This is a genomic window from uncultured Novosphingobium sp., from assembly GCF_964277725.1.
In the GTDB taxonomy this organism is placed as follows: domain Bacteria; phylum Pseudomonadota; class Alphaproteobacteria; order Sphingomonadales; family Sphingomonadaceae; genus Novosphingobium; species Novosphingobium fluoreni.
The window spans coordinates 1-11,990 of sequence record NZ_CAXYKL010000051.1 but is presented as its reverse complement, the minus strand read 5'-3'; the positions used below and the strand labels follow the sequence as shown (position 1 = coordinate 11,990).

General features: G+C 64.2%; 9 protein-coding genes and 1 riboswitch. Of the genes, 2 read left to right on the top strand and 7 right to left on the bottom strand.

Annotated features, from left to right (window positions below):
- The 7 genes from ACHWRX_RS03245 to ACHWRX_RS03215 all read right to left on the bottom strand — a co-directional run.
- Positions 1-1,055 (bottom strand): dihydrolipoyl dehydrogenase family protein (locus ACHWRX_RS03245; protein WP_394658066.1); only part of this gene is annotated, 1,055 nt, incomplete at its 3' end.
- Positions 1,056-1,194: 139 nt separating this feature from the next.
- Positions 1,195-2,448 carry a 2-oxoglutarate dehydrogenase complex dihydrolipoyllysine-residue succinyltransferase gene (odhB, locus tag ACHWRX_RS03240; protein ID WP_394658065.1) on the bottom strand — a complete coding sequence of 418 codons (1,254 nt, stop codon included), beginning with the start codon at positions 2,446-2,448 and terminating at the stop codon, positions 1,195-1,197.
- 8 nt (positions 2,449-2,456) lie between these two features.
- Positions 2,457-5,300, bottom strand: coding sequence for a 2-oxoglutarate dehydrogenase E1 component (locus tag ACHWRX_RS03235; RefSeq protein ID WP_394658064.1), 2,844 nt, complete (start codon positions 5,298-5,300; stop codon positions 2,457-2,459).
- 143 nt (positions 5,301-5,443) lie between these two features.
- Complete coding sequence (gene sucD, locus ACHWRX_RS03230; RefSeq protein WP_058735483.1) at positions 5,444-6,334, bottom strand: succinate--CoA ligase subunit alpha; 891 nt, start codon at positions 6,332-6,334, stop codon at positions 5,444-5,446.
- A 44-nt stretch (positions 6,335-6,378) separates the two neighbouring features.
- On the bottom strand, positions 6,379-7,341 hold the full coding sequence (gene mdh, locus ACHWRX_RS03225; protein WP_058735482.1) for a malate dehydrogenase: 963 nt from the start codon (positions 7,339-7,341) through the stop codon (positions 6,379-6,381).
- Between the two features lie 207 nt (positions 7,342-7,548).
- Positions 7,549-7,848, bottom strand: a complete 300-nt coding sequence (locus tag ACHWRX_RS03220) for a hypothetical protein (RefSeq protein WP_058735481.1) — start codon at positions 7,846-7,848, stop codon at positions 7,549-7,551.
- A gap of 141 nt (positions 7,849-7,989) precedes the next feature.
- Positions 7,990-9,156, bottom strand: a complete 1,167-nt coding sequence (locus tag ACHWRX_RS03215) for a cell wall hydrolase (protein WP_394658063.1) — start codon at positions 9,154-9,156, stop codon at positions 7,990-7,992.
- Between the two features lie 199 nt (positions 9,157-9,355).
- Positions 9,356-9,551: riboswitch (cobalamin riboswitch) on the top strand.
- A 107-nt stretch (positions 9,552-9,658) separates the two neighbouring features.
- On the opposite strand from ACHWRX_RS03215, the gene ACHWRX_RS03210 reads away from it, so the two are divergent.
- Entirely contained in the window at positions 9,659-11,545 is a 1,887-nt protein-coding gene (locus ACHWRX_RS03210) for a TonB-dependent receptor plug domain-containing protein (RefSeq protein WP_394658062.1), read from the top strand.
- An 89-nt stretch (positions 11,546-11,634) separates the two neighbouring features.
- On the top strand, positions 11,635-11,990 hold a 356-nt coding region (locus ACHWRX_RS03205; RefSeq protein ID WP_394658061.1), incomplete at its 3' end, for an N-acetylmuramidase domain-containing protein.

Sequence of the window (11,990 nt, the reverse complement as noted above, 5' to 3'; positions counted from 1 at the left end):
TAGACAACGCCGGGGATCAGGTCGTGATTCACGATTCCCGTCATCCCCGCGATGTTTTCCGCCACGGCGATGCCTTCGTCTTCGGCCTTGTGAGCCAGCATCGGGCCGGGGATCACGTCGCCGATCGCCCAGACGCCATCGACTTTGGTGGCGAAATCGTGATCGGTTTCGATCTGGCCTCTCTGGTTGACCGATAGGCCGATCTTGTCCAGGCCCAAGCCTTCGGTGTTGGGCCGACGACCGATGGATACCAGCACGACGTCGGCTCCCAGCGTTTCAGCATCTCCACCCGCTGAGGGTTCGACGGTGACGGTGGCCTTGCCGCCATCGACGCTGACGCCGGTGACCTTGGTGGAAAGCTTGAGCGTCATGCCCTGCTTCTTAAAGATCTTGCCGGCTTCCTTGCGCACATCGCCGTCCATGCCGGGCAGCAGCTGATCGAGGAATTCAACCACGGTGACCTGCGCGCCGAGCCGCCGCCATACCGAGCCTAGTTCCAGCCCGATCACGCCGCCGCCGATGACGATCATGTTCTTGGGAACCGCCTTCAACTCCAACGCGCCGGTGCTGTCGACGATCACGCCCTTGTCGTTGTCGACCGTGATGCCGGGTAGGGGGGTGACGGACGAACCCGTGGCGATGACGATGTTCTTCGCCGTCACCTTCTTGTCGGCTACCGAGACGGTGTGCGCGTCCTCAAAGCTGGCGTAGCCCTTGATCCAGTCGATCTTGTTCTTCTTGAACAGGAATTCGATACCGCCGGTCAGCCCCTTCACCGCGTCACGGCGCTGGGCGTGCATGGTTTCAAGGTCCAGCTCCGGCGTCACCTTGATGCCCATCGCCGCCATCGCACCGTTCGCGGCGGCGTCGAAGTATTCGGACGCATGGAGCATCGCCTTCGACGGAATGCACCCGACGTTGAGGCAGGTGCCGCCCAGCGTCTCGCGGCTATCGGCGCAAGCGGTCTTGAGGCCCAGCTGCGCCGCGCGGATCGCCGCGACATAACCGCCGGGACCGGCACCGATCACAAGGACGTCGTAGTCGTATTCAGCCATCTGCGGCTCCAACTCTTCTTTCGTCATCCCCGGTTTAGCGAGGATCCATCACCTGATGGTTGGATAACACGCCAGGGCCGAGGATGGATTCCCGATTTCACGGGAATGACGAGGGTTTATCGATTCACGTGCACCAAAATCAAAGGTCGATCAGCAGGCGCGTCGGATCCTCGATCGCTTCCTTGATGGTCTTGAGCGCGGTCACGGCCTCGCGACCATCGATCAGACGGTGATCATAGCTCAGCGCGATGTACATCATCGGGCGGATCACGATCTGACCATCACGCACGACCGGACGGTCCTCGATCCGGTGCAGGCCCAGCACGGCCGACTGCGGCGGATTGATGATCGGCGTCGACATCAGGCCACCGAACACACCACCGTTAGAGATGGTGAAGGTGCCGCCCTTCATGTCTTCCATGGTCAGCGTGCCATCCTTGGCGCGCTTGCCGTAGTCGGCGATGGCCTGCTCGATCCCGGCGAAACTGAGCTTGTCGACGTTGCGCACCACCGGCACGACGAGGCCGTTCGGAGCGGAAACCGCGATCGAGATGTCGACGTAATCGAAGTAGACGATCTCATCGCCTTCGATCTGCGCGTTGACGCTCGGGATCGACTTCAGCGCCAGGACCGATGCCTTCGAGAAGAAGCTCATGAAGCCCAGCTTGATGCCGTGCTTCTTCTGGAACACGTCCTTGTACTTGTCACGCGCCTCGATCACCGCCGTCATGTCGACATCGTTGAAGGTGGTGAGCAGGGCGGCGGTTTCCTGCGCGCTCTTCAGCCGCTTGGCGACCGTCTGGCGCAGGCGTGTCATGCGCACGCGCTCTTCGCGGCGTTCGCCGCCCGTCGCGGCGGGAGCGGCGGCAGGAGCCGAGGTCGACGGCGCGGGCTGCGCGGTCTTGGCCTGCGCGGCGGCCAGCACGTCGTCCTTGGTGATACGGCCGTCCTTGCCGGTGCCCTTCACCTTGCTGGGGTCGATGCCATGTTCCAGCACCGCGCGGCGAACCGCCGGGGAGAGTACGGACGAACCACCGCTCGTGTCATCTGCCGCAGCCGGAGCCGCTGGGGTGGAGGCCGCTGTCGGTGTCGGTGCCGGGCTGGGAGATGGGGCAGGTGCCGCCGCCGCTGGCTTGGGAGCCGCTGCTGCGCCGCTGCCGTCTTCGATCGTCGCGATCAGCGCGCCGACGGTGACCGTGTCGCCTTCCTTGACGATATGCTGGCCCATCACGCCGGCCTGCGGCGCGGTGACGTCGATGGCCACCTTATCCGTTTCAAGGCTGGCGATCGCCTCGTCCGCGGCGACGGCATCGCCGGGTTGCTTCAGCCATTGGCCGATGGTGGCCTCGGACACGGACTCGCCGAGTGTGGGGACTTTGACTTCGCTGGACATCTTTTATCTCAAGCCTTCTGCTTGCGACGGATTTCGGACCGGACCGAGAGGCCCAGAGCGTCGGCGACGAGTGCCGCCTGTTCGGAGGCGTGGCGTTTGGCAAGGCCGGTCGCGGGGGAAGCTGAAGAGGCGCGCCCGGCATAACGGGGGCGGCCGATCTTCAGGCCAGCCTCTTCCATGGCGGCCTCGATGTGTTCCTCCACGAAGAACCAGCTGCCGTTGTTGCGCGGCTCTTCCTGGCACCACACCACGTCTTCCAATGCGGGCATGCGTGAGAGGCGGGCGGTCAGCGGCTCACCAGGGAACGGATAGATCTGCTCGACGCGGATGATCTGCACATCATCGATCTCGGCCGCGTCGCGCGCTTCCATCAGGTCATAGGCCACCTTGCCGGAGCAGAGCACGACCTTCTTGGTCGCGGCATCGGCAGGCGCCTTGGGATCCGAAAGGATGCGGCGGAAGTGGCTGCCTTCACCCACGAAGTCCGCTGCCGGCGACTTGGCCAGGGGATGGCGCAGCAGCGACTTGGGCGTCATGATGATCAGCGGCTTGCGGAACGAGCGGTGCATCTGCCGGCGCAGCACGTGGAAGTAGTTGGCCGGCGTGGTGATATTGCACACCTGCAGGTTGTCCTGCGCGCAGAGTTGCAGATAGCGCTCCAACCGGGCGGACGAGTGTTCCGGACCTTGGCCCTCATAACCGTGCGGCAGCAGCATGACGAGGCCATTGGCGCGCAGCCACTTGGCTTCGGCGGCGGCGACGTACTGGTCGATGATGATCTGCGCACCATTGGCGAAATCACCGAACTGCGCTTCCCACAGCACAAGCGTCTTGGGATCGGCGCTGGCGTAGCCGTATTCGAAGCCGAGAACGCCATATTCGCTGAGCGTGGAATCCAGCACTTCGAACCGGCCGTGCGGCAGCGTGGTGAGCGGCACGAACTTGCGCTCGCTGGTCTGGTCGACCCAGACGGCATGGCGCTGGCTGAAAGTGCCGCGTCCCGAATCCTGACCCGACAAGCGCACGCTGTAGCCTTCGGAAACGAGGCTGCCAAAAGCCAGTGCCTCAGCAGTCGCCCAGTCGAAGCCTTCGCCCGACTTAAACATCTCACGCTTGGCATCTAAAACGCGGCCCAGCGTCTTGTGGATCGTCAGGTCTTCGGGGACCGTGGTCAGAGTGCGGCCCAGGCTGTCGAACAGCTTGTTCTCGATGCCGGTATCAACGTTACGGCGCGCGGTTTCCGGGTCTGCAGGCTTGTTGAAGCCGCTCCATTGCCCCGCGAACCAGTCCGCCTGGTTGGCCTTGTAGCTCTTGGCCGCTTCGAACTGCTCCTCGAGATGCGAGGTGAATGCGCCCTCGGTCTCGGCCACGAAGCTATCGTCGATCACGCCTTCGCGCTTCAGGCGATCGGCATAGATTGCGCTGACGCCCGGATGCTGGCGGATCTGGGAATACATCAGCGGCTGCGTGAAGCTGGGCTCGTCGCCCTCGTTGTGGCCGAAGCGGCGGTAGCACCACATGTCGATCACGATATCGCGACCGAAGGTCTGGCGATAATCGATCGCCAGCTTGCACACGAACGTCACCGCCGCCGGATCGTCGCCGTTGACGTGCAGGATCGGCGCCTGGACGCCTTTCGCGACGTCCGAGGGGTAGGGCGACTTGCGCGCGAACTGCGGGCTGGTGGTGAAACCGATCTGGTTGTTGATGATGAAGTGGATGCACCCGCCGGTGTTGTATCCCTTCACGCCGGAAAGGCCGAAGCATTCCCATACGATGCCTTGCCCGGCAAATGCGGCGTCGCCGTGGATCAAGACCGGCAGCACCTTCTTGTGGCGCGCGCCCGGGCCGATATCATCGCCGATGTCGTCCTGCAGCACCTGGTAGGCGCGAACCTTACCCAGCACGATCGGATCGACCGTTTCCAGGTGGCTGGGATTGGCCATCAGGCTCATGTGAACCTTCACGCCATCGAAATCACGGTCGGTCGATGTGCCGAGGTGGTACTTTACGTCCCCAGAGCCGCCCACGTCTTCGGGGTTGGCCGAGCCGCCCGAGAATTCGTGGAAGATCACCTTGTAGGGCTTGGCCATCACGTTGGCGAGGACGTTCAGGCGGCCGCGGTGGGCCATGCCATAGACGATCTCGTTCACGCCCAGCTGGCCGCCGTACTTGATAACGGCTTCCAGCGCGGGGATCATGGACTCACCGCCGTCGAGCCCGAAGCGCTTGGTGCCGACGTACTTCTTGCCCAGGAACTTCTCATACTGCTCGCCGCGGATCACGGCTTGCAGGATCGCCTTCTTGCCTTCCGGCGTGAATTCGATCTCCTTGTCCACGCCTTCCATCCGGTCCTGAAGGAAGCGACGCTCCTCCACGTCCGAGATGTGCATGTATTCCAGGCCGACCTTGCCGCAGTAGTTCGTGCGCAGGATATCGACGACTTCGCGGACGGTGCCCCACTCCAGCCCCAGATAACCGCCCAGATAGACCTTGCGATCCAAGGCCGCGCCGGTGAAGCCGTAGAATTCCGGGGTGAGATCGGCGGGCAATTCGCGTTGGTTCAGGCCAAGCGGGTCCAGATCGGCGGCGAGATGCCCGCGCACGCGATAGGTGCGGATCAGCATCATCACGCGGATCGAATCGTTCGCCGCTTCCTCGATCCGCGCTTCGTCGACCGGCGTGCCGGCCTTCTTGACCGACTTTTCGATCTGCGTCTTCAGCGTGGTGGGATCGAGCGCCTGCGTCAGGTCGTCTTCGTAATCTCCACCGACGATCGGCCAGTTGCCGCGTTGCCAGCTGGGACCAGCCTGTGGCTCGTCAGGAAAGAAGTCGAACGTTTCGTTGCCCATGGCAAATGACCTTTTGCGCGCTGGAGGCGATCCCAGCGCATCTCACCAATCGATCGCGGTGCAACGGGTTCCCGGGGAGGAGGCCTGCTGTCCGCCGGTATCCCTCCTCGCCGATACATTCGGCGGGGAGGGATAGATTTAAGTCAGACGAGTTCCTTCAGCACTGCCTGAAGCGTCACGCCCAGTTCCGACGGCGACGGCGAGACGCGGATGCCGGCCTCTTCCATCGCTGCGATCTTGTCTTCCGCGCCGCCCTGGCCGCCCGAAACGATCGCGCCGGCGTGGCCCATGCGACGGCCCGGAGGTGCGGTGCGGCCTGCGATGAAGCCGGCCATCGGCTTCTTGCGGCCACGCTTGGCTTCGTCCTTCAGGAACTGCGCCGCTTCTTCTTCGGCCGAGCCGCCGATCTCGCCGATCATGATGATCGACTTGGTCTCGTCGTCGGCCAGGAACAGCTCCAGCACGTCGATGAAGTTGGTGCCGTTGACCGGATCACCACCGATCCCGACAGCCGTGGTCTGGCCGAGCCCGGCGTTGGTGGTCTGGAACACGGCTTCGTACGTCAGCGTGCCCGAACGCGAGACGACGCCGACCGAACCCTTGGAGAAGATGTTGCCCGGCATGATGCCGATCTTGCACTCGTTGGGCGTCAGCACGCCGGGGCAATTCGGGCCGATCAGACGCGACTTCGAGCCGGTCAGCGCGCGCTTCACCGGGATCATGTCGAGCACCGGGATGCCCTCGGTGATGCAGATGATCAGTTCCATCTGCGCGTCGATCGCCTCCAGGATGGCGTCGGCGGCACCGGCGGGCGGCACATAGACGCACGACGCAGTGGCGCCGGTCGCGGCCTTGGCTTCGTGGACCGAGTTGAACTGCGGCAGGCCGAGATGCTCGGTACCACCACGGCCCGGCGTTACGCCGCCGACCATCTTGGTGCCGTAAGCCAGCGCGGTTTCGGTATGGAAGCTGCCGGTCTTGCCGGTCATGCCCTGGGTGATGACCTTGGTGTTCTTATCTACGAGAATGGACATCGATTTATCTCCTGGGGAGGAAAGAGGTTAAACGAGAGAGCGACTTACGCCAGGCTCTCGTCGATGCCCTTGCAAGCCACGAGCAGTTCCTTGACCGCGTCGATCGAAACCTGGAGGCCGGCCTTCGCCTTCTCGTTCAGTTCGATCTCGATGATCTCCTCGACACCGCCGGCACCGATCTTCACCGGCACGCCGACGTAAAGACCGTCAACGCCGTACTGGCCTTCGACATAGGCGGCGCAGGGCAGGATGCGCTTCTGGTCCTTGAGATAGGCTTCGGCCATCGCGATGCCCGAAGCGGCCGGGGCGTAGAACGCCGAACCGGTCTTGAGCAGGCCGACGATTTCGCCGCCGCCGTTCGCGGTGCGCTTGACGATCTCGTCAATGCGCTCCTGCGAGGACTTGCCCATCTTGATGAGGTCGGGAACGGGGATGCCCTTGACGGTCGAGTACTCAACCACCGGCACCATGGTGTCACCGTGGCCGCCGAGCACGAAGCTGGTGACGTCACGCACGGAAACGCCGAATTCCCAGGCGAGGAACGTGGAGAAGCGCGCCGAGTCCAGCACGCCCGCCATGCCGACCACCTTGTTGTGCGGCAGGCCCGAGAATTCGCGCAGCGCCCATACCATCGCGTCGAGCGGGTTGGTAATGCAGATCACGAAAGCGTCGGGGCAGTTGGCCTTGATGCCTTCGCCCACGGCCTTCATCACCTTTAGGTTGATACCGAGCAAGTCATCGCGGCTCATGCCGGGCTTGCGCGGAACGCCCGCGGTGACGATCACGACATCGGCGCCGGCGATGGCGGCATAGTCGCTCGAACCGGTGATCTGGGCGTCGAAACCTTCGACCGGGCCACACTGCGACAAGTCGAGCGCCTTGCCCTGGGGAACGCCGTCCGCGATGTCGAACAGGACGATGTCGCCCAATTCCTTCTGCGCGGCGAGGTGCGCCAACGTGCCGCCGATATTGCCAGCGCCGATAAGGGCGATCTTCTTGCGAGCCATAGAGCCTGTCAGTCCTCTTCACACGAGCGGGGCAGCGGACGAAAGGACAGCCTGCTTTGCCCCGCTAGACGGCAGGCTCCGAGAAGTTCCGGGCGGGCCTAGGCCGATGAAAAGGGGATTGCAACCGCTTAAAGGCGAAAAGATGCACCAATCAGACGGGAAAGATGATAACGGTTATCAATAGCAATAATCGTACGCTGGTGATGATCAGCCGTTTCGGCGCCGAAGGTGAAGAGCCATTCGGCGATCGAATTGCGCGCAGATTGCCAGCCAATGATCGAAGGCCGCTTCATCTCCAGCGGCGATGGCCGTTCTTGCATAAGCGCCCGCCGTCTCCGCGGAGGCCAATCCGTGGCTGGCGAAGTGGCGCAGCGAGGCGATGAGCATCCCGTCGTCCAGCGTGGCGCGGGTGTTGTCGTTGGCGGCGCACAGCGGCACCGAACGGCAGCGCCATGTGTGCAAGGGCGATTTGCCGCGGGCACGTGCGGCGGCGAAGCGGATAGTCATGAGAAGTCGCGGCCCTATGTTTCTTGGTATGAGGCCAATCTAGCTGGGTCTCGTAAGCTATTCGTGACGGCCTATGGTTTCAGCGCCGTTGAGGATTGCGTTTGGCCGCAAACACCTTGCGGCTCATCGAACACTGGCACGTCAACTGGTCGGACTGGCGATCCAGGCGCCGCTGTTGCGGTATTCCTCGCGCACGTCATTGCCCCCGGGTAGATTGTCGCCGCGATAGAGGGTTTCGCCGCCGCGCTCTTTCAGTTCGGCTGTGTAGGCTGGCGGGGGCGGCGCAGCGGCCGTCGGGGCAAGGCCGCCGGGATTGGCGACCAGCCCGGCGGCCCGCGCGCGTTGCAGGCCTTCTTCGTAAGCCTTCTGGATCGCCAACGGATCGAGCGCCGCGCTCGCCGCCACGGCAGCAGCCGTGTCGTCATGACGGTGCGGCGCTGGCAGGGGTTCGCCGCCCAGATAGGCATAGCGGAAGGTGGCGGGTTGCCCGGCCGGTCCGTTGAAACTGTAGAAGCGGTGCGCCCCGATCGTCAGCAAGTAGTGCAGGCTGGGGGCCCAGTAGGGATGCACCGCGACCGTATGATAATGCGTCGCCAAGCCCGCTGGCGCATAGACATAGCCGGCGAGAGCCTGCCGGGCGACCATGGCGGCGCGTTCCCAGAACAGGCGGTTGGGCCGCCGCGCCATTGCACCGTCACAGGCGAAGGAGAACTGGCAGCCGGTCGATCGCTCTGATCCCTGGAAGACCACGCCGCACACGGTCTTGGGGTAGGCGGGATGCGCCACGCGGTTGAGCACGACTTGCGCCACGGCCCGCTGTCCGGCGTCCGGCTCGCTGGCCGCCTCGTAATAGATCGCCGCCGTCATGCATTGTTCGGCGCGGGTGCGATCGACGCCGCTGTTATCGATCCGCAGGGACCGGGCGACTGGGGCAGGCCCTCCGTCGAGCGACGGAGCGGCACCCGCATCGGAATGGATGCCTTCGCCAAATCCCGGCTCGCGGCTCTCGAACTGCAGGTAGTAAAAGGCCGATCCGGGAAAGCTGTCGCCCGCCCGCTCGAAGGGCATGGGCTCCACCGGAGCGGCGGCGGCATCGGCATTGCCGATAGAAAAGGCGTCCCAATCGTCCGCCCATCCACCGGGCGCGGCAAAGGCGGGCAGGGCGATCGCCCCCAGCACCACCAGTGCCAGCCGGGCACGCCTCTGGCCCGCGGCATACCAGCGGCCGGCGCGTGCCCACCCGATCCGCGCCACGAAATCGCGAGGGCGCTGCTCGTCAAGGCAGATCTGGGACAGCGACAATGTCATGAAATATCGATCAAGAGAATCTCGACCATGCGCATAGCGCCGCGCGAATGCGCGTGCAGCAAGGGTCTGGGCGGCGTCCCGATGCGGTACATCGCTTCGCGATAGGCTTAACCCGTTAACGAGTTCTCCCATCCAATCGCGAAGTTTGGCGCGGCACCGTGTCCTTCCTGCACTTGCGGGCCCTTCCCCGCGCGACTAGCAGCACGGCCACGTCAGGGGTCGTCCGGCTTGCCGGACCGAAGAGGGAATTTCGGTGTAAACCCGAAGCTGCTCCCGCAACTGTGACCGGAGAGCCTGCACTCACCGATGCCACTGGCGGCCATCGCGCCTCCGGGAAGGCGAGGGCAGGCCGTGACCCGGGAGCCAGGAGACCTGCCCGATTTGACGGTCGTTCCGCACCGGGCGGGAGTACCGGCTGCAGCGTGGACTTGCGCGCCCATGAGGGATGCGCGCGGGCCCTCTTGCCATGAACGGCATGTCGTTCAAGGTGGGAGGTTTATCCATGAAGTACCTGTTTTTGCTGTCATCTGCGCTGGCTTTCTCCGTCCCGGCCATGGCCCAGGAGGCCGGAGAGGTCACCGTTGCCGATCGCGTCCGTGACACCCTGATCGCCGTTGTCGGCACCGGCAGCGCCGCGCGTGTGGACTTGAGCGGGCAGCCGATCAGCGTCATCGGTCGCGAAGAAATCGATGCGGTCCAGGGGCCGGACATCACCCGGGTGCTGGAGCGCCTTCCCGGTCTCACCATCGCGCGTGCTGGCGGCATCGGTTCGCAAACCAGCCTGTTCGTGCGCGGCGCCAACTCGCAGCAGTTGCTCGTCATGGTCGATGGTATCCGCGTGGCTGACGTCGCAGCCCCGAGCGGCGGCTACGATTTCGGTAACTTGACGACGGGTGGACTTGGCAAGATCGAATTGCTGCGCGGGTCCAACTCAGTCATCTGGGGATCGGACGCGATCGGCGGCGTCCTCGCCCTGACCTCGCGCGACGTAAACGGTCTGGAAGCCCGCGCCGAATATGGTGCGCGCGATTCCTTTGACGGGCAGGTGACCGGTGGCGTCACCGGCAATGGCTATGGCGTCACCCTGAACGGCGGATACTTGCGCACCGACGGCATCAGCCAGGCGGCCAGTGGCACCGAGCGTGACGGGTTCCGCCAATGGCGCGCGGGCGGGCGCGCGCATGTGGATATCGCCCCCGGCCTGACCGCCAACATCGTCGGCCGCTACACGCACGGCAAGCTCGACATCGATGGGTTCGACTTCAATCCGCCCTTCGGCCTGATCGATACGCCCGATTATCAGAAGACCCGCGAGATCGGTGGTCGCGCGGGTCTGGCGTGGACCTCCGAGGCGCTGGACCTGAACGCCGGCTACCAGATATCCGACACCCGCCGCCGCTACTTCGGGCCGAGCTACTTCGGTGATACCGCCAATACCCAAGGCCAGACGCGCCGCGCAGAGTTGTTCGGGGCCTGGCGCATCATGCAGGATATCCGCCTCGATTTCGGTGCCGATCACGAATGGTCGCGCATCGACACCTCCGGGGGTCGTAACAAAGCCGGCATTTCCAGCGGCCACGCGCTGCTGGGCTGGTACGGCGATCGCGCGACGCTGGCGGGCGGCGTGCGCTACGACGATCATTCACGCTTCGGCGGACAGTGGACGTTCGGTGCGAACGGCAGCTTTATCGTCGTCGATCAGTGGCGTGTGCGGGCTTCCTACGGTGAAGGCTTCAAAGTGCCGACGCTCTATCAGCTGTTCTCCGAATACGGCAATCCGTTGGTCAATCCTGAGCGCAGCCGCAACTACGACGCCGGGATCGAGTATGGCGATCGCAACGGCCCCCTGCATTTCGCGCTCACGGGTTTCCGGCGTGACAGCCGCAACCTGATCGACTTCGCGTTCTGCCCGGATGGGAACGTGCTCTGCAACGACGGGCGTTTTGGCTATTACCAGAACATCGGCCGGGCCCGCGCCACCGGGTTCGAATTGGAACTGGGCGCGCAAGTCAGCGAGCGGATGCGTGCCCAGGCGGCTTACACATACGTCAAGGCCACCAATCGCACCGCCGGTGATTTCAACGAGGGCACCGACCTTGCACGCCGTCCCCGTCACGCGCTGACGATGTCGGCGGACTGGACCAGCCCGCTTGCCGGTCTGGTGCTGGGCGGTGATCTGCGCATGGTCAGCGGCAGCTACAGCAGCGCGGGCAATTTCTCCGCGTTAAAAGGCTATGCCACCGGCACCGTGCGCGCCAGCTTGCCGATCAACGAGCATCTGGATTTGTTCGGTCGGATCGAAAACCTGACGGACGAGAAATACGAGGTCGTCAGCGGCTACGGCGTCGCCGGGCGTTCGGGCTTCGTGGGCGTTCGCGCGCGACTTTGATCCCGGAGCGGGGCCGCCGTTAAACCACTTTCCTACACGGACACCGCCGCGTTACCTCCGGAATGGTCGTCGCGACGAGGGAAGTGGACATGGCGGATGAGTTCAAGGGCAACCCGGTGCCGCTGCGTGATGCGGACTATGCGCGCGCGGCCCGGGATCTTGGCTGCTCGGTGGCGGCCTTGCGCGCCGTCGCTTCGGTGGAAAGTGCGGGTGGCGGATTTCTGCCTGACGGTCGGCCCAAGATCCTGTTCGAGCGGCATGTCTTCCACCGGCGGACGAAGGGGCGGTTCAGTGCCGCTCATCCCAACATCTCGCATATCGAGCGTGGGGGATATCTGGGCGGTGTGCGCGAATACGATCGCCTGCGCCGCGCCATCGCGCTAGACCGCAAGGCGGCGCTGGAATCCGCCAGTTGGGGCAAGTTCCAGCTGATGGGTTTCAATCA

Bases quoted from the DNA above. Each gene is read 5' to 3' on its own strand.
- sucD (WP_058735483.1), bottom strand. From the start codon at position 6,334: ATGTCCATTCTCGTAGATAAGAACACCAAGGTCATCACCCAGGGCATG.
- ACHWRX_RS03235 (WP_394658064.1), bottom strand. From the start codon at position 5,300: ATGGGCAACGAAACGTTCGACTTCTTTCCTGACGAGCCACAGGCTGGT.
- ACHWRX_RS03215 (WP_394658063.1), bottom strand. From the start codon at position 9,156: ATGACATTGTCGCTGTCCCAGATCTGCCTTGACGAGCAGCGCCCTCGC.
- ACHWRX_RS03220 (WP_058735481.1), bottom strand. From the start codon at position 7,848: ATGACTATCCGCTTCGCCGCCGCACGTGCCCGCGGCAAATCGCCCTTG.
- odhB (WP_394658065.1), bottom strand. From the start codon at position 2,448: ATGTCCAGCGAAGTCAAAGTCCCCACACTCGGCGAGTCCGTGTCCGAG.
- mdh (WP_058735482.1), bottom strand. From the start codon at position 7,341: ATGGCTCGCAAGAAGATCGCCCTTATCGGCGCTGGCAATATCGGCGGC.
- ACHWRX_RS03210 (WP_394658062.1), top strand. From the start codon at position 9,659: ATGAAGTACCTGTTTTTGCTGTCATCTGCGCTGGCTTTCTCCGTCCCG.